General features: G+C 45.6%; 18 protein-coding genes and 1 tRNA gene. 5 read left to right on the top strand and 14 right to left on the bottom strand.

Going from position 1 to position 18,571, the window contains the following annotated elements:
* Positions 1-80: 80 nt before the first annotated feature.
* From H5073_RS04360 to H5073_RS04305, 12 genes are all read right to left on the bottom strand, one after another.
* Complete coding sequence (locus H5073_RS04360) at positions 81-2,267, bottom strand: OsmC domain/YcaO domain-containing protein (RefSeq protein WP_182677357.1); 2,187 nt, start codon at positions 2,265-2,267, stop codon at positions 81-83.
* 237 nt (positions 2,268-2,504) lie between these two features.
* Positions 2,505-3,797, bottom strand: a complete 1,293-nt coding sequence (locus H5073_RS04355) for an O-acetylhomoserine aminocarboxypropyltransferase/cysteine synthase family protein (protein ID WP_182677355.1) — start codon at positions 3,795-3,797, stop codon at positions 2,505-2,507.
* Positions 3,798-3,938: 141 nt separating this feature from the next.
* Positions 3,939-4,793, bottom strand: a complete 855-nt coding sequence (blaDIM, locus tag H5073_RS04350) for a DIM/SIM/IMP family subclass B1 metallo-beta-lactamase (protein ID WP_259394819.1) — start codon at positions 4,791-4,793, stop codon at positions 3,939-3,941.
* 31 nt (positions 4,794-4,824) lie between these two features.
* Positions 4,825-5,172, bottom strand: coding sequence for a hypothetical protein (locus tag H5073_RS04345; RefSeq protein ID WP_182677353.1), 348 nt, complete (start codon positions 5,170-5,172; stop codon positions 4,825-4,827).
* Positions 5,173-5,770: 598 nt separating this feature from the next.
* Positions 5,771-6,580 carry an ABC transporter permease subunit gene (locus H5073_RS04340; protein ID WP_182677351.1) on the bottom strand — a complete coding sequence of 270 codons (810 nt, stop codon included), beginning with the start codon at positions 6,578-6,580 and terminating at the stop codon, positions 5,771-5,773.
* Positions 6,577-7,482, bottom strand: a complete 906-nt coding sequence (locus tag H5073_RS04335) for an ABC transporter permease subunit (protein ID WP_182677349.1) — start codon at positions 7,480-7,482, stop codon at positions 6,577-6,579. Before H5073_RS04335 ends, H5073_RS04340 begins: the two co-directional genes overlap by 4 nt.
* The gene (gene potA / locus H5073_RS04330; RefSeq protein ID WP_182677567.1) at positions 7,479-8,603 is read right to left on the bottom strand and encodes a polyamine ABC transporter ATP-binding protein; all 1,125 of its coding nucleotides are present in this window, start codon (positions 8,601-8,603) and stop codon (positions 7,479-7,481) included. The genes H5073_RS04335 and potA overlap by 4 nt, the downstream gene beginning before the upstream one ends.
* Positions 8,604-8,792: 189 nt before the next feature.
* The gene (locus tag H5073_RS04325) at positions 8,793-9,893 is read right to left on the bottom strand and encodes a polyamine ABC transporter substrate-binding protein (protein WP_182677347.1); all 1,101 of its coding nucleotides are present in this window, start codon (positions 9,891-9,893) and stop codon (positions 8,793-8,795) included.
* 339 nt (positions 9,894-10,232) lie between these two features.
* A complete protein-coding gene (locus H5073_RS04320; RefSeq protein WP_182677345.1) occupies positions 10,233-11,588 on the bottom strand; it encodes a glutamine synthetase family protein in 1,356 nt (451 codons plus the stop codon).
* 2 nt (positions 11,589-11,590) lie between these two features.
* Positions 11,591-12,355 (bottom strand): gamma-glutamyl-gamma-aminobutyrate hydrolase family protein, encoded by a 765-nt coding sequence (locus H5073_RS04315; RefSeq protein WP_182677343.1) that lies wholly within the window; start codon positions 12,353-12,355, stop codon positions 11,591-11,593.
* A gap of 184 nt (positions 12,356-12,539) precedes the next feature.
* A complete protein-coding gene (locus H5073_RS04310) occupies positions 12,540-14,039 on the bottom strand; it encodes an aldehyde dehydrogenase (RefSeq protein ID WP_182677341.1) in 1,500 nt (499 codons plus the stop codon).
* Positions 14,040-14,292: 253 nt separating this feature from the next.
* The gene (locus H5073_RS04305; RefSeq protein ID WP_182677339.1) at positions 14,293-14,487 is read right to left on the bottom strand and encodes a hypothetical protein; all 195 of its coding nucleotides are present in this window, start codon (positions 14,485-14,487) and stop codon (positions 14,293-14,295) included.
* Positions 14,488-14,742: 255 nt separating this feature from the next.
* Here H5073_RS04305 and H5073_RS04300 point away from each other — a divergent pair, with 255 nt between their 5' ends.
* Entirely contained in the window at positions 14,743-15,087 is a 345-nt protein-coding gene (locus H5073_RS04300) for a DUF3634 family protein (protein ID WP_182677337.1), read from the top strand.
* Positions 15,088-15,228: 141 nt separating this feature from the next.
* Here the strand turns inward: H5073_RS04300 and H5073_RS04295 are convergent, their stop codons facing one another.
* Together H5073_RS04295 and H5073_RS04290 are read right to left on the bottom strand one after the other, a co-directional pair.
* Positions 15,229-15,468 (bottom strand): hypothetical protein, encoded by a 240-nt coding sequence (locus tag H5073_RS04295; RefSeq protein ID WP_182677335.1) that lies wholly within the window; start codon positions 15,466-15,468, stop codon positions 15,229-15,231.
* Between the two features lie 162 nt (positions 15,469-15,630).
* Positions 15,631-15,707, bottom strand: a tRNA-Trp gene (locus H5073_RS04290).
* A 269-nt stretch (positions 15,708-15,976) separates the two neighbouring features.
* Here H5073_RS04290 and H5073_RS04285 point away from each other — a divergent pair.
* From H5073_RS04285 to H5073_RS04270, 4 genes are read left to right on the top strand one after another with little or no spacing between them, the layout of a single operon-like run.
* Positions 15,977-16,261 (top strand): J domain-containing protein, encoded by a 285-nt coding sequence (locus H5073_RS04285; RefSeq protein ID WP_182677333.1) that lies wholly within the window; start codon positions 15,977-15,979, stop codon positions 16,259-16,261.
* A 7-nt stretch (positions 16,262-16,268) separates the two neighbouring features.
* Positions 16,269-16,805 carry a hypothetical protein gene (locus tag H5073_RS04280; protein WP_182677331.1) on the top strand — a complete coding sequence of 179 codons (537 nt, stop codon included), beginning with the start codon at positions 16,269-16,271 and terminating at the stop codon, positions 16,803-16,805.
* Entirely contained in the window at positions 16,805-17,563 is a 759-nt protein-coding gene (locus H5073_RS04275) for a hypothetical protein (protein WP_182677329.1), read from the top strand. The genes H5073_RS04280 and H5073_RS04275 overlap by 1 nt, the downstream gene beginning before the upstream one ends.
* Positions 17,564-17,573: 10 nt before the next feature.
* Positions 17,574-18,464, top strand: coding sequence for a hypothetical protein (locus tag H5073_RS04270; protein WP_182677327.1), 891 nt, complete (start codon positions 17,574-17,576; stop codon positions 18,462-18,464).
* Positions 18,465-18,571 lie beyond the last annotated feature (107 nt).

Raw genomic sequence — 18,571 nt, 5'->3', positions numbered from 1 at the left:
AAAAAAATGAGCCACTGGATCATCAATGGCTCATTTTTTATCTGCAGCTTTTTACTTAGCGTTTATTTAGCTTAGGTGACTTACAAGCCGGCTTTAATTTTGCGGGCTAAGTGAAGCTTTTTGTAGCTTTCAATCAAGCGTAAATGCGGCTCTATACCTTCGAGTTGCATACTGGTCTTGGTGAGGCCGTAAAAACGCACCGTGCCATTGACTGAACCGACGACATTATCCATGACGTCTTTGCCATACATTCTGTTAAAGCTTTCGATAAAGTGCTCAAGCTCGAGATCTTCATCTAAGGTGACTTCAAGCACCGCGCTCACCGCTTGATAGAACAAACCGCGCTGAACAGTATTGTCGTTAAACTGCAGGAACTCGCCCACCAACTCAATAGCATCTTCATGGGAGCCAAGCGTCAAATAAATCAATATCTTAAGCTCGATAATAGTCAACTTACCCCAAGGAGTATTCTCATCGAACACTATGCCAATTAAGGTGCGAATATCCGTGTGATTATCCAGCTGGCTCTCTTCTAAACGATTGACTAACTTCACCAAAGCTTTAGTGCTCAGCGAGTGCAGATTTAAGATATCTTCACGGTAAAGTAGCGCTTTATTGGTGTTGTCCCAAATGAGGTCATCAACGGGGTACACTTCTGAATAATCGGGCACCAGAATACGGCAAGCACTGGCGCCAAGCTCAGTAAATTCGGTGATATACACCTCTTTACCCATGGTTTCTAAAATGCCGAATAAGGCGTTTGCTTCTTCTTCGCTGGTACCAGAAAAGTCCCATTCGCAGAATTCATAGTCATGCTTGCTGCTAAAGAAGCGCCATGAAATTACCCCAGTTGAGTCGATAAAGTGCTCAACAAAGTTCTCGGGCTCTGTCACTGCCATGCTGTTAAAGGTCGGCTTTGGCACATCATTTAAGCCTTCAAAGCTGCGGCCTTGCAGTAACTCAGTCAGGCTGCGCTCCAGTGCCACCTCAAAGCTTGGGTGGGCACCAAATGACGCAAACACACCGCCGGTTCTTGGGTTCATCAAGGTCACGCACATCACAGGAAACTCGCCGCCCAATGAGGCATCTTTCACCAGGATTGGAAAGCCCTGTTCCTCTAACCCCTTAATGCCGGCTAGAATACTTGGGTATTTCTCAAGCACGCTCATGGGCACGTCCGGCAGGACAATTTCTTGCTCGATAATTTGGCGTTTCACCGCCCGTTCAAAGATTTCCGATAAGCACTGCACCTCGGCTTCTTGCAGGTTATTACCCGCGCTCATGCCGTTACTTAGGAATAAGTTTTCAATCAAGTTTGACGGGAAATACACTGTCTTGCCATCTGACTTGCGACGATAAGGAATGGCGCAAATACCGCGCGCGCTATTACCTGAGTTAGTATCAATCAGGTGCGAGCCTTGCAGCTCGTCATCGGGGTTGTAAATCTCTAAACAATAATCATCTAGCATGCCTGCTGGCAGGGCGTCGTCATCTTCTAGTGGGAACCATTTCTCATTGGGGTAATGCACAAACTCGCTGTTAGCTATTTCAGTGCCAAAGAATTGATCGTTATAGAAAAAGTTATTATTAAGACGCTCAATGAACTCGCCTAATGCCGAGCATAACGCGCTTTCTTTGCTGGCGCCTTTACCGTTAGTGAAACACATGGGCGAGGCGGCATCGCGAATATGCAAGGACCAGACGTTTGGCACTATGTTGCGCCATGAAGATATTTCTATCTTCATTCCAAGCTCGGCCAGCATGGCGGTCATGTTGGCTATGGTCTGCTCTAGGGGTAAGTCTTTACCGAGAATAAAGGTGCTGGCATCTTGGTCGCTCGAACCCATTAACATGGCATTGGCGTCGGCACTTAGGTTTTCAACGGTTTCGATTTTAAATTCAGGCCCAGTCTGAACCACTTTTTTTACCGTACAGCGATCGATTGAGCGCAGTATACCTTCCCTGTCTTTAGCTGAAATATCATCAGGCAGCTCAACTTGAATTTGGAAGATCTGGTTATATCTGTCTTCGGGGTCGACGATGTTGTTCTGAGATAATCTAATATTTTCAGTAGAAATATCCCTAGCCTTGCAGTAGACCTTAATAAAATAAGCGGCGCACAAGGCAGAAGATGCGAGGAAATAATCAAAGGGGCTAGGCGCTGAGCCATCGCCTTTGTAGCGGATGGGCTGATCGGCGGTGACGGTGAAATCATCAAACTTGGCTTCAAGTCTAAGATTGTCGAGAAAGTTAACTTTGATTTCCATTACTTGGTACCCATTGCTTTATATCTAGAGTCGGCTGCTAAGTGCTATAAGAGTCATATCAGCGAGCCGTATAATTGAGGGGAATTATCGGTGTTTTTGCCCCAATAGTCTTGGGTTAATTGCAAGATAGATGAATAAAGCGCCCGTAGGCGCTGTTAGTTGGGATGGGTGATGGCTTGCGATACCGAATATCTAATATCTAATATCTAATATCGAATTGCGCGCTTAGTTGAGCCTTTAGCTTACGCTAGCGGCCAGAGCCTGCTCTACATCGGCGATAATGTCATCTAGGTGCTCTATACCCACTGAAATCCGAATTAAATCCTCACTCACGCCGGCTTTAGCTAATTCCTCGGGGCTGAGCTGCCGATGAGTCGTGCTGGCTGGATGACAGGCGAGGGATTTAGCATCGCCAATATTCACCAGCCTTAAGATCATTTTAAGCGCATCAATAAAGCGCCCACCGGCAACTTTACTATCTTGACTCGCCTGAGCCTTAATCCCAAAGCTAATAATCCCTGAGGCTTTGCCTGAGGTGATTTTATGGCAATTATCTTTATAAGGGCTATTTTCTAAGGCGCCATAATTCACCCAGCTGACATTAGGATGTTGCTGTAAATACTGGGCTAACGCTAAGGCATTACTGCAATGGCGCTCCATTCTAAGGCTTAGGGTTTCTAAGCCTTGTAGCAATAAAAAGGCACTCTGAGGCGCCAGCGCCGCGCCGGTATTTCTTAAGGGCACCACGCGGCAACGACCGATAAAGGCAGCGGGGCCAAAGGCCTGAGTGTAAACCACCCCATGATAGGAAGGATCTGGCTCATTGAGCAGGGCGAACCTGTCTTTATTAGCGGCCCAATCAAACTTACCCGAGTCAATAATCGCGCCGCCTATTGTAGTGCCGTGGCCGCCTATGTACTTAGTTAATGAATGAATAACGATATCGGCGCCATGCTCAAAGGGGCGGCACAATACTGGCGTCGCCACTGTATTATCGACAATTAAGGGGACGCCGTGGCGGTGCGCAATTTCGGCCAAAGCCTGCAAATCGACAATATTCCCCGCCGGATTACCGATAGATTCACAAAAAAGCGCCTTGGTGTTGTCGTCAATGAGCGCTTCAAGCTCATCGAAAGCATCAAAGGCAGCCATGCGCACTTCAACGCCTTGGCGCGGCAAGGTATGGGCAAATAAATTATAGGTGCCGCCATAGAGCTGACTGGTGCTGACAATATTGTCGCCAACTTGAGTCAATGCAGCGATAGCATAAGTAATGGCGGCCATGCCAGACGCCACAGCTAGCGCTCCTATACCACCTTCAATTGCCGCTAAGCGCTGCTCTAACACATCAGTGGTGGGATTCATGATACGGGTGTAGATGTTACCTGCCACTTTCAGGTCGAATAAATCGGCCCCATGCTGGGTATCATCGAAGGTATAAGAGGTGGTTTGATAGATGGGCACCGCCGCAGCTTTAGTGCTTGCCTCAGATGTATAGCCAAAATGCAGTGCCAGTGATTCAAGTTTCATGATGCCATCCTCTTATGCTATTGGTGTTGAGTCGCTTGTGCTTAAGCTGCTTGTGTTTAAGCTGCTTAAGTTTAAGTACAAACCTAACAAATAGCCATCTAGATGTCCAAACTATTTTTTACTGCTTTCCCAATCCCTGCTTTATTTAGCTGACGCTTGCTTAGCGCCAGTTTCGGCCAAAGCCTGTGTGTGAATTAACAGCTGTTTATCACCGGTGTTTCCATGCCCTGGCACCACAAGTTCTACATCAGGGTATTTTGCCAGCACTTTCGTCGCCGATGTCGGCCACTCGGCTAATACCGCTTCTCCGGTGTAGCCTAGGCTTGTCGAGTCTAAGCTGCGCACTAAACAGCCGCCAAAGAGAATATTGGATTGAGGCAGCCAGACCACTAAGTTATCTTTCGCATGGCCGCCACCTGGGTAAAAGGCCTCCAGCTTGCCGTCAAATAAACTCGCCTGTGGCAGTGCAAAAGGATGGTTTGCCAGCGGTTTTTTCGATTCATGTAAAATCTGATTGGTTAATTCAGAGGCAAATGTCGCAATACTTTGAGCATTGAGCCAGCCTATGCCTGCGGTTCTGTCTTCATGGGAGTGAGTCGATACACTGCCAACCAATTGATAGCCTTTAACGCTAATCCAATCAACCAGCGCCGCAGTGTCAGTTTCAGACCAAGGGGTGTCGACGATAAAGGCTTTGCCTTGGTTTACCACCACTAAGCCATTGGCACTCACCAAGCCAAAACCCTCAACCCGCTGGAAAGACTGATGCAAATACACATTTTCGGCCAATGGCTCAATACTAAGTCCAGGTAAGCTTTCCTCGCTAGCCGCCTGCACCATGCTTGTACCTAATGCACTAACACTTAATAGCGTTAAACTTAGCGTACTAATACTTAATACTTTAGCACTTAGCACTCTAATGCTTAGTAAATTGAAACTGAGCTCCGCAGTGAACGCCCTGCCCATAGCCTTTAACATCACTCCTGAAAATCCCATGTTGAACTCCTTAATGCTTATTTATTCAGCTTTATTCTGCTAAAAAAGGCATAAAATGACGCACGAGCAAAACACTTAGCAGACCTATTCCTAGGACGATATAAGCATTAATCTTGGTATTAGTTTGAATATGGTCGAGAACGAACACTCGAACGTTCAGCAGTAGCACACTGATGCTAAGCAAGATGGGAATTTCAATCAGATGTGCCAAGCTTTGATGCCCATATCCGGCCATCACTAAGCCCACCCAACACAAAGGGATCAGCACTGGCGCACTGATATCGCACCAATGCAGGCTGCCACGGCGACTAGCATTAAACCAAGCCCCCCCTGCTAATAGCAAATATACAACAAGAAAAGTCAGCGAAATGTTCATCATAGTCACTATCCGTAATGCAATAATCTTAATCTAGACAGCATGCCCGATGAGATGTAAAAAAACTAGCTTTGTTATAGCTTTACGCTGGATGGCAGGGTTAATTTAAAGCCACCATTGAGTTGGGAAGAATTAAATCGTCATTGGTATGAGTAGAACCAAAATCATGTACTTCAAGATGACCTCCTTGTCTTATAGCGTCTTAGTCTTGATGCCTTGTGCTGTTTGCAAAGCATAAATCAGCACACTTAGGCTAATCGGTTGTTATAGATAGATCTTTTAAGGGCTAAACTAAAAATCGAATACTAATGGGAGGATATTGGGCTAAAAGGCTCGAGTCTCGAATTGCTCTATTGAATTAGGCCGCTGGGATATTGCGCCCGAGCCCATAGGGACCTTTTACCGTTGAACTTTTTCAGTAAGAATGGGCGTCACTCGGGACGTTAGCCCATTACAGGCCGAGGTCACCTTACAACAAATCACAGTACACCAAGAAGCTTTGCAGCAAGACAACATCATTCGGTAGCGGGATAAAAAAGTCACGCACTGCTGCGCAAACAACTGTGCGTGACTGCCTTTCAAGTATTAACGTATTAGCGCATCACTGCATCTTGGCTTTCTTCTCTGCCCTTCTGGCAAAAAACCACATCAAGAAGGCTATCAAAGACACGCTTAAAATGATCAAGGTGGCTAGCGCATTGATCTTAGGCGAGACCCCGAGGCGCACCGAGGAAAATACTATCATCGGCAAGGTGGTAGCCCCAGGTCCCGAGGCAAAGCTTGCGATAACTAAATCATCCAATGACAAACTAAATGACAATAACCACCCTGCCGCCAGTGCAGGCGCTATCATGGGCACAGTTATCTGCATAAAGGTCTGAAACGGTGTTGCCCCTAAGTCCATAGCAGCTTCTTCGATGGAAATATCAAGATCTCGCAGCCTTGAGGACACTACCACAGCGACGTAGGCGGCGCAGAAGGTCGAGTGTGCCAGCCAAACGGTTAACATGCCGCGCTGGGTCGGCCAGCCAATTAAATCCGCCATATGCACAAATAGCAGCATAAGTGACAAACCTGTTATTACTTCTGGCATCACCAAGGGCGCAGTGATCATATTTGATAAGGTCATTTTCCCCCAAGAACGACGAAAGCGGGTCATCACGAAGGCGGCCATAGTGCCTAAAATCACCGCCATGCTAGCACTGTAAAAGGCGATTTGTAGACTGGTCCAGACGGCGTCTAAGATCTGTTGATCCGCAAACAGTTCGCCGTACCATTTAGTGGAAAATCCGCCCCACACTGTCACAAGCTTTGAGCCGTTGAAGGAGTAAAAAATCAGAATAAACATCGGCGCATAGAGGAAAATCAGCCCTAGCCACAGCATGACATTGGAAAAACTTAACTTCTTCATAGGTCTTTCTCCAACTCTTTGGCCTGATAACGGTGGAACAAGGTAATAGGGATGATAAGCAGCGCCAACATCACAATTGCCAGTGCCGATGCCACAGGCCAATCGCGGTTATTGAAAAATTCTTGCCAAAGAATTTTACCTATCATCAAGGAGTCTGGGCCGCCAAGAAGCTCAGGGATAACAAACTCACCCACGGCAGGAATAAACACCAACATAGAGCCGGCAATCACGCCACTTTTTGACAAGGGCAAAGTCACCTGCCAAAAGGTATTGATGCTGCGCGAACCTAAATCTGATGCGGCTTCTAGTAGGCTCATGTCTAGCTTCACTAAATTGGCGTATAAGGGCAAAATCATAAAGGGGAGATAGGCATACACTATGCCAATATAGACGGCAAAATTAGTATTAAGCATCTGAATAGGTTCACTTATTGCCCCAGCCCAGATAAGAAAATTATTAATCAGGCCGTTGTTGCTCAGTAGCCCCATCCAAGCGTAAACCCGAATAAGGAACGATGTCCAAGAAGGCAGTAAAATCAGTAATAACAATACGGTTTGCAGTCTCGCTGGTGCTTTGGCGATGGCATAAGCCATGGGGTAGCCCAAGAGCAAACAACCCAAGGTCGCCACAAAGGCTGTTTTTATCGAACTTAGGTAGGCCATGTAATAGAGCTGATCATCAAGCAATAACAGGTAGTTACCCAGATTAAGAAAGATGTTCAGCGCTTCATCGACATAGTTAAAGGTCGGCTCGTAAGGCGGGATGGCAATCGCCGCCGATGAGAAACTTATCTTAAGTACGATGGCAAAGGGCAGTGCAAAGAACAGCAATAACCACAGGTAAGGAATACCCATGGTCAGGTGCCGCCCCTTGATAAAACCAAACAGGGATTTTATTTTCATGATCTTAATACCACGCCGCTGCTGGCCTCCCAACTAATGAAGACTTGATCTTCCCAAGTGGCTCGATCGCTACGGCGCTCGCGGTTTGCCATACTCGACTGCACAATTTGACCATTTTCAAGCTTAATGTAATACACGGAAATGCCGCCAAGATAAGCGATATCGTGTACCACACCTTTAGCCCAATTGAATTCACCTTCGGGTTGCTCACGGGTAATGATGGTTTTTTCAGGACGCAGCGCCAACCAGACATGCCTGTCTTCGACACTAGTAGAGACACCATAATCAACATGGAAGCGTTGCGATAATGACTCGGAAGCTATGATCACATGGTCCGCTTCATCTTCGACAATCTCACCTTCGAATAAGTTAACTGTGCCGATAAACTCTGCGATCATTCGGCTATTAGGGCTCTCATAGATATCCATTGGCGAGCCTGTCTGGGCTATCCAGCCTTCGCTCATGATGGAAATACGCCCCGCCATGGTCATGGCTTCTTCTTGATCGTGAGTCACCATCACGCAGGTCACCCCTACTCGCTCAAGAATTTCAACCACCTCAAGTTGCATTTGAGTGCGCAGCTTTTTATCCAGCGCCCCCATAGGTTCATCCAATAATAACAATTTAGGGCGTTTAGCCAATGAACGGGCCAAAGCCACCCGCTGGCGCTGACCACCTGATAATTGGTGCGGTTTACGCTTAGCGTATTTTTCCATGTGAACAATTTTAAGCATTTCAGCCACACGCTGAGCTATTTCAGCCTTAGGCAGCTTGTCTTGCTTTAAACCGAAGGCAATATTTTGTTCCACCGTCATGTGCGGAAATAAGGCATATGACTGAAACATCATATTGATAGGACGCTCATAAGGCGGTAAGTCGGTAATATCGATGCCGTCTAAGTAGATACGGCCTTCGCTGGGACGCTCAAAACCGGCTAGCATCCGCAGTAAGGTCGATTTTCCTGAACCCGAGCCACCAAGCAGTGCAAATATCTCACCTTTTTGAATGGTCAATGACACCTTGTCCACGGCGCGAACACCATCAAACAATTTGCTCACGCCATCAATTTTCAGTAGCACTTCAGGCTTAGAAACCGTGTTTTGTGAGCCTGTTAGTGGCATTGCTTGCTGTGACTGCGCCATTGGTTGGGCTGCACCCGAGGTATTTGACATACTACTTCTTCTCCGTCTTACCGGCCCAAAGCCAAGAGGCTGAAACCTTTGTATTTTATTATTTTTACATTAAAAAATCATGGAGAAGCTAAGCTTCTCCATGATCGGTTAACATTAAATCGCTATTGCCTAAAGTGCTTATTGACCAGATTTAACCTTGGTCCAAGCACGGGTCATGGCGCGCTGCACTTTAAGAGGACGGATCTGACCTATGTAGAGCTTGTCGATCACTTCCTGAGAAGGATAGATAGCCGGATCGGTGCGAATCGCTTCATCCACTAAGGCTTGAGCAGGCTTATTGGGGTTAGCGTAAGCCACATAATTAGTGATAGGAGCTATGACTTCTGGACGCAGTAGATAGTTAATTAGCTTGTGCGCGTTTTCAACGTTTTCAGCATCCGCTGGAATCGCCAGCATATCAAACCACAAGTTAGCGCCTTCTTTTGGAATAGCGTAGCCGATTTCATGACCATTTTTAGCTTCATCGGCGCGGGCCGCGGCTTGGAAGACGTCACCTGAGAATCCATAAGCGACACAAATATTGCCATTGGCAAGGTCTGAAATATAACGCGATGAATGGAAGTAAGTGATGTATGGACGGATCGTCATCATTAGATCAGCAGCTTTTTGATAGTCACCAATATTTTTGCTGTTGGGATCAAGTCCTAAATAGATCAATGCCTCAGGCATCATGTCTTCTGATGAGTCCAGCATAGCAATACCGCACTCGGCTAATTTGGCTGAATATTTAGGATTGAATATTAATTCAAGTGAATCTACTGGCGCATCGTCACCTAGAATGGCTTTTACTTTGCCTTTGTTGTAGCCAATACCATTGGTTCCCCAAAGATAAGGTACAGCAAACTTGTTACCAGGATCGGCGCTTTCTAGCTGCTTCATTAGATCCGTGGCTAGGTTGCCATAATTAGTCAGTTTAGCTCTGTCTAATGGTTGGAATGCACCAGCAATAATTTGCTTAGCAAGGAAATGGTTTGATGGCACCACAATGTCGTAGCCACTGCGGCCTGAAAGCAGCTTAGCTTCCACTAGCTCGTTACTGTCGAACACGTCATAAATAACCCGAATACCGGTTTCTTTATGGAAATTTTCTAAGGTATCTTCAGCAATATAATCAGACCAGTTGTACATGCGTACCACTTCTTCGGCCTTTGCAACTGTGGCAGACAATAGACTGGCAGAGACCAATGCTAGTGTGGATAATTTGGTTAATAACTTCATATAAACTCCCTGGTGTAAATGACCCAAGCATTCGACTATTTATTAGTTATTAGACGAAGACCAAGGCCAAGTTATGCCGTTCTATGCGGCTTACCTTGCCCAAACTGACTTTGGGCTCTTATCCCGTGCCACCACTCATGTGCACAGATTAACAATTTGCATGATTAATCAGCCAATGCCTTAGCTAAATAATCGCCAGACTTATTAAGGCGCGGATTTTATCAAAAAAATCGCATTTGGCTAGAGGCTATGCTCTATTTGCATAAAAATTCACAGTTGATGTTGAAAATAACACCCACTATTAGTGCCAGAATCCTCACAACGACTCACCTAAAAACACTATACCGTCAGTAACAGAAACTCACGTTCCCACGAACTCACCACCCGACGAAAATTCTCAAGCTCGGCCTGCTTCACAGCAATAAAACCAGTAGTAAAAGACTCACCTAAATAGGTCTTACAAGCATCACTGTCTTGCATTGCAGCCAATGCCTCTTCTAAGGTCACAGGTAAACAATTAGGGTTATTGGTGCGGCTCTCGTTCGCACGCCCCTGCACTGGCGTCGATGGTTTAAGCTCATCCACCATGCCGATATAACCACATAACAGGCTTGCGGCTATGGCCAGATAACAGTTGGCATCCGCCCCTGGTATGCGGTTTTCAATACGACGATTTTGCGGTGATGATTCTGGTATACGCAGACCACAAGTGCGGTTTTCATCACCCCATTCTAAGTTTACTGGCGCAGAAGTACCCGGTAAGAAGCGTCTAAAAGAGTTAGCATTTGGCGCCATTAGCGGCAACAATTCAGGAATATATTTCTGCAAACCGGCAATATAACCTAAAAACAGCGCACTTTTAGTGCCATCGTCGTTAGTAAATATGTTCTTGCCTGTGTCTTTATTGATAATACTCTGGTGAATGTGCATAGCACTGCCCGGCTCATCGGTGACAGGTTTGGCCATAAAGGTGACACACACATTGTGCTTAAGGGCCGCCTCACGCAAAGTGCGTTTAAACACAAACACTTGGTCGGCAAGGTTAAGTGCATTACCGTGGCTGAAGTTAATTTCCATCTGTGCAGGGCCATCTTCATGGATTAAAGTATCGATATCTAGGCCTTGGATTTCACACCAATCATACATGTCTTCAAATAGGGGATCGTATTCATTGGCAGCATCAATAGAAAATGACTGACGCCCAGCTTCAGGTCTACCAGAGCGGCCAATAGGCGGTTTTAGCGGTAAATCATGATCGTCACTGCGAAGGGTTAGATAGAACTCCATTTCAGGCGCAATCACTGGCTCCCAGCCTTTTTCGTCATAAAGGGCGATGACTTTTTTAAGCACATTACGCGGCGATAACTCAATAGGATTACCCATTCTATCGTAGCAATCATGGATGACCTGCGCCGTGGCTTCAGCGGTCCAGGGCAGCATAAATACTGCGTTCTCATCGGGCACGCAATTAAAGTCGACCTCGGCATCATCGAGTAATTGATAATAAATATCTTCTTTGATGTAATCCCCCGTCACAGTCTGTAGCAATACAGATTCAGGTAAGCGCATGCCACGCTCAGAGACAAACTTATCCACGGGGGCGATTTTTCCTCTGGCAATCCCTGTCATATCACTGATCACGCATTCTACTTCAGTGATCTTTTTTTCTTTTAAAAACGCTATTAGCTTATCCATGTTTATCTCGCTCGAGTTGTAGCACGATTTCTGCACGCATCACCAAAGGACTTGAAAATCGATGAGTAAAACGGATTTTCGGTAACTTTCCATTCGGGATGCCATTGGACACCTAAGGCAAACGCCTTGGCATCGGTAACGGAGAAGGCTTCGATCAAGCCATCTGGGGCCCAAGCTTCTACTTTAAGCCCAACGCCAAGACGGTCGACGCCTTGAGTATGCACTGAATTTACCTGGGCTTGTGTTTGCCCCCACGCCTTAAACAGCAGGCTATCAGCTTCTATTTTAATCTCATGAGCTGGGCCATATTGCACATCTATAGAGGCAGTTTTATCTTCTCTGTGCTCAATAAATTGACCTACTTCATGGAGTTTTTGGTGCAAGCTGCCGCCAAAAGCGACGTTCATTTCTTGAAAACCACGGCAAACCCCTAAGATGGGAACGCCTGCTGCCACTGCGGCTTTGATTAACGGTAAGGTACTGGCGTCACGATTAGGATCGTGATGGGTGCCTTCCACACTAGCAGGACCTTGGTAATGATGAGGTTCCACATTGGAGGGTGAACCAGTAAAGAGGATGCCGTCTAGGCTATCGAGTATGGCGTTGATAGGTTGAGCTCCGCCCAAGGAAGGAATAACCAGTGGCCATCCTCCAGAACCGTGCACCACGCTGAGTAAATATTTCTCACCCACAATCGAAAAAGGGTGTAATCCGAGCTGACGATTACAGGCAACGACACCGATCAGAGGAGGCTTTGTGCTTGTCATATCTCACCTTAAGTAATCCTACTATTATCACCAACCTTAGATGCTATAAATGGCGCAATAACAAAGCACTAGTGCTAAATATATCGGCCATTTTTCCCACACTACACTCAATATTAACCTCAAGCAAGAAGTTACATGCATGTTAATTCAAGTTTAACAGTTGCAACATTAAAACCTGACGCTCTTAATCCAGCGCAATCCAAGTTGCTTTTATTTCAGTATATTTATCAAATGCATGCAGTGACTTATCACGACCATTGCCGGACTGTTTATAACCACCAAAGGGCGCTGTCATGTCGCCGCCATCGTAATGATTAATCCACACCATACCTGAGCGCAGCGCCTTGGCGGTTTTATGGGCCTTGCTCAAATCACTGGTCCACACCCCTGCAGCTAGGCCGTAAATAGTGTCGTTGGCGATTTCAATCGCTTGCTCCATGCCTTCAAACTCAATCACCGCCAGCACTGGGCCGAAAATTTCTTCTTTGGCTATGGTCATTTGATTAGTAACGCCGCTGAAAATAGTGGGCTGTACATAAACGCCGCCAGTTTCAGCCAGCACTTGCGCCCCGCCAGACACCACCGCCGCACCTTCGCGTTTACCCGCTTGAATATGACCCAGCACATTGTCTAACTGCTGCTTGTCCACCATGGCGCCGCAGGTAGTGGCGGGATCCAATGGATTAGCCGGTTGCCAACCTTCAAACTCCTTGGCAATCAGGGCTATCAACTCATCTTTAATACCAGATTCGACTAATAATCTAGAGCCCGCAGTGCAGACTTCACCTTGATTAAAAGCGATGGCGCAGGCAGCCGCTTCAGCAGCGGCCTGTAAATCTGGGGTGTCATTAAAGACGATATTTGGACTCTTACCGCCAGCCTCAAGCCAAACGCGCTTCATGTTTGACTCACCAGCGTAAATCATCAGCTGCTTGGCAATCTTGGTTGAACCAGTGAACACTAAGGTGTCGACGTCCATGTGCAGCGCTAACGCCTTGCCCACAGTGTGACCAAACCCCGGCAACACATTGAGCACTCCAGCAGGCATGCCGGCATCCAATGCCAGTTGCGCCAGTCGAATGGCAGTAAGCGGCGATTTTTCAGAAGGTTTTAAGATAACGCTATTGCCCGTAGCAAGGGCTGGACCTAATTTCCAACTGGCCATAATCATTGGGAAATTCCACGGCACAATCGCCGCCACCACCCCAACGGGTTCACGGGTGATCATACCGATTTCATTGTGTGCAGTTGGCGCAATTTCATCGTAAATTTTATCAACCGCTTCACCGCACCAGCGTATAGCTCTGGCGGCGGCCATAACATCCACAGATCTTGAATAGCGGATAGGTTTACCCATATCCAAGGTTTCAAGCAAAGCTAATTCATCGGCATTTTCTTCCATCAGCTCGGCAAAACGGATCAGCACTTGCTTACGCTTAACCGGCGGCAGTTGTGACCAAGTGCCAGCTTCAAATACATCTCTGGCATTATCCACGGCTAAATTAGCATCGGCGAGATCGCAACTGGCAACCTTGGCGACTAAACGGCCGTCTATTGGGCTTAAACAATCGAATGTCTGCTTAGACGCTGCAGCTTGATAGTGGCCATTTATGAATGCTTGACCTTGGATAGATAACGACTGTGCCATGCTTTCCCAATCACTGCGTGTTTTTGCTGCGCTCATACTGACCTCTTGTCTAATGGGGGCGATAATCCAGTGCTCATTAGGCACATTTTCATCATGTCTCTTTGACTTAGATTACGCTGCCAAGGATAAAAAACTCAACACTTAGTTACATCTGATTAATAATTTTTACATTTGCAGTAAAAATAACTGCAGGTTTAGTCACTAGGTGTTCAAATACAAATAAACACCTTAAGCTCCGGATACAAAAAAACCGCTCAAGGCGGTTTTTTACACTGAAAGCATTGCATTATTAAAGTGCTAAGCTATGCATGCTTTTGCCTTCATTAACTTGTTGCTGCATGACTTCCCAAGTATGCGACAGAGCAGCAATCTGTTCACTGCGCTCAGGAAAACTTGCAGACAATCTATCAAGCACGGCGATCTGCTTGTCACAAAGTTCAGACCAACGATCAGCATTTGATAAACGAGTATGAGATATAGACATAACATCATCCTTAATGTAGTTGCGGGCATCGCCGCCTTTGAATTAACAGCGACTGGTTAACCTTTCGCATTAATCTAACTTTAAGATTAAGCTAGCTTTGATATTAACCTGACTTTGATATTAACCTGAGTTTGATATTAACCTAAGTTTGATATAGCGCAATATTTAGCCACGGTAAAAGTAAAAAATATTGCTTTTAACTTAAGTCTTAGTATCTTAAATATAGTGTTATCAATCACTTTATAGGAAATTAGCATGCTAGAAACAATCTTTAAGATAAGCTTTATATTGGTGTTATTTGTGCTCGCCTATAAACTTATTTTCAACTCAAACAAAGGCTTAACTGTTTTTGAGATGCATTTCAAAGATGGCAAACTCATTAGCCACAAAGGTAAAATTCCTGAAAAATTTAAGCAAGATTGCCGTGCGCTGGCTAAATCTGACAAGCTAACCATGACGGTACGCTGTGAAAAGCAAGGCGATATTCGATTACATGTATCGGCCAATGTCGGTGACAACCTGACTCAACAGATCCGTAATCTATTTCCCTTTGAATATTATGATAAAAAAATTACAGATAATTCAAAAATTAATGGTTAACTTTGTCCCTATGGGGCTAGGGCTAAATTGTGCTGTAGTGCGAGAGGCTTGCCATTAATCGCAAGGAGCATCTTACCCTATGCTCCTTTGTTACTTAGCAGAACGCAGTATTGATGACACAAAAATCAATGTCCACGGCGGTTATTGAGTTATAATCTGCTGCCTTTGATGCATATATTCCTCGTAACTCATTCTTTTTTCCGCATCGATAAGGCATAAATCCCTGTCTTCTGGTAATAAGTATTGGCAATCATTAGCCGGCGTAGGCTGAGTGAGTTCATAAAAGATTTCACTGCCCACGCTACTTGAGCAAGCACTCGCGCAGACAACAAGCGCTGTAAAACCAAGCCCTAGATAAATTTTTAAGATCCCCTTGCCCACACCTGACTCCTGCAATATTTTTATTTTGAATAAATAGGTATTAAAAGCCCAATAATAATCCAACCAAGGAGAATGTGGAAAATTAACGGAAGATTAACTTTAGATAATAATTTTTGAAATGAAAAACGGCTCGCATATTTCTATGCAAGCCGCTGTTTTATTTGGCAGGGGTGGCAAGACTCGAACTCGCAACCATCGGTTTTGGAGACCGCTGTTCTACCAATTGGAACTACACCCCTGTTGACGTGGGGCATTATGCTAAAAGGCCTCTCAAAGGTAAAGCATTTTTTATTAAAAGTGTTTTGACTGGAGTTTTTTCAAACAAATCTTTCTCAAAGAGTGCCATTAACGGCGTATTAATGAGCGCCTATGTCACTAGAGTTATAGTTAAGGTTAATTGCTGAAAATGGGCTATCTCTGGTATCATCCAAAACTATTACCGTCCCATAAAATATTCATCCGCCCAAGGATGAGGTTTCGATAGCATTATCGCCTACAGGTAACCTTTATGATTAACCACTTCACTGTACTGGGCGTCAAAGCCAGTGCCAAAGAAGATGAAATAAAAAAAGCCTATAAACGCTTATCCAACAAGTACCACCCAGATAAACTACTCTTAGCCTCCGATGAGGAGAAACAGCAGGCCGAAGTTCAGCTACAACGAGTGAAACAAGCCTATGATGTGCTGAGCGATAAAAAGCTAAGAAACGCGTTTATTAAAGATTTTAATAATGTAATTGTGACAGATCCTACCACCGCCATGCGCGAGTTGTGGGACCAATTTTACCCTTGAGTACCCCATGGCCAAATCATTAAACCTTGCTCGCATCCATGAGCTTAAAAGCAATGCCTATGACAATATTGAGTCATACAATGACCCCGATACCCCAAAGGCGTTGGACAATTTCACCCGCCAGATAAAGCAAGTGTTGCTGGCGGATGTCAGCATGTTGGCGTCAGTCCCTGAATACTTGCCAGTGGCGCTATTTGGTCAGGTAAAGTTCGCCCCTGAATCCATGCTTAAGTGGTCACACTGGCTTGATAACGCCATCCAACCTGAGTGGGATGAGTTTAAAGTGAGCATTGCCTTTAATAATAGCGATATTCCTTTAGTGCAGGCGGTGCGCGCGCACAGTGAATCTTTGCTGATTGAAAGCTGTGCGGTATTGTTCTTGCTCAATCAAGAAGCCAGTGGCGCCAAGAAAAAGGCTAAACCATCGGACAATGATGACGATGAAGCAGAGTACGGCCAGTCAAATAGTGATTATGATGACGAAGACGATGAAGATAGCGAAGAAGAAGGCTATTACGATCAATACGATGACGAGGACAGATAATGACAACCAGTCTGATTGAGATTACCGCAGCGGAAATCAAACAGCTCGCCGATGTAGAGCCAAAGCAGGCCAGTAAGCGGTTTGAGATCATCGCCAACACCATGACAGACGAGCAGTTAGTGGAAGTGATTGAGCACATGGATATCGTCACCCTGACTCAAATTAATAGTCATCATGACATCTCTTGCCCGTCAATCATGTCTGAGCTCATGAGCCCTGAGCAAATTCGCGACATCGTTTGTCAGCAGCCCTTGTACTGGGAAGAGCAAGTTAAAACCAACGCCGATGAGCTTATTGCCCATACATTCGAGTTTTTAACCTATTTAATTCGTATTCAAGAAAGTGAAGAAAAACAAGCCGCTATTTTAGAATGTATCGCAGAAGATCCAGCGGGTTTGTTCTACTTGTCGATCCCTTTTATCGAGCTTATCTTAGCGCCGAGCGAATTTTCCGAAGACGGCGGCCGCGACGTTTATGATGATGAAGATGACGGCACCACTGTCGGTTACGATAGCTGGCATGCCACAGAAGAATCTCACAGCCTAGGCATTGACGACCCACGCAGTCTGATGGCGCTCATTCAAGAGCTGGCCCCAGAAGTCGCCAAGTCAATTAAGAACTTGCTTCGCAATGAAAGCTCTGGCTGGGAAATGATCATATCTAAGTTTGTTAATGAGTTAGTACTGCAAGCGAAAGAGAAAAACCAAGTGGCGGACGAATACGCTGAAGTTGATGATATGTTTAGCTTTTTAGATTAAGGACCCAGATATGCAACTCGCATTACGGGACCCCAATCAAGGCCCATATTTAACTAAAGTGCTGGCCTATGGCCAGAATGAAGAAAAACTAACTCAACAAGAGCTGACCCAAATCAAGGCCAAGGCCATCTTAATGAGCCTTAAACTTGCGGATAAGTTCTACAACAAGCACAAGATGCATTTGCTTGAACAGGCCGCCCACGATGTTATTGGCGTGGTAAGTATCGGCCTCATCTCCTTAACTGGAGACGAGCCTGCTATTTCATTGCCACTACTGCAAACTCCTGATGGCGTGCTTAAGTGTTTCCAAAAAGGCTGGAGTTTATTGACTCAAGCGAGCAAGCTTAACACCACAAAATCACTCTACGGTGATGTGAGTCAAAGCCTGCTTGAAAACGTCTCTAGCCCACCGGATATGGATGAATGGCAGGGCTGGCAAAGTTACTTAGACGCCTTAGCCGAGCACGATCGTCAGCAGGCCATTAGCGCCTTACTGAAGCAGTTTTATTTAACTTCAGATCACGATCCTCTTGATTGCCTCAACCTTGAAGCCGTATTGGCCGAAGCTGTGCTGTATCGCACCTTGTTTGCCGGCAGTGGTGTAAGGCAAGATCTTAAAAAGCGTTTAGGTAAAATTGAACTGGATGACGCCTGGTTTGATAGCGACTATTTAATGGCTCAAACTGACCAAGCCCTTGCACTATTGCCCCAGGAGTTAGCCGACATTATTCGCCAAGATTTAAGCAAGCATTACACCCAAGGCATGCTGCGCACCCTGCATTTTGCCAAAGGTTACCGCGAGCTACAGATGCAAGGCGCAAGTCCAGAAAAGCTCGAGCGATTTGAGCACAAAGAAGGCCTACACGGCTTACTTGGCTGGCCGCAATATTTAGACTTTTAAAAATGGCTAGACTGTTAAAAACAGCTAGATTGTTAAAAACGGCTAGCTCAGCAATGAGTTCAAAAATAGCGACCTCACTCAGGTCGCTATTTTTTTAGCTGTATTTT

Source organism: Shewanella sp. SR44-3 (assembly GCF_014163735.1).
Taxonomy (GTDB): Bacteria; Pseudomonadota; Gammaproteobacteria; order Enterobacterales; family Shewanellaceae; genus Shewanella.
The sequence above is the reverse complement of the archived record's forward strand: the minus strand, read 5'-3'. Positions and strand labels throughout refer to the sequence as shown.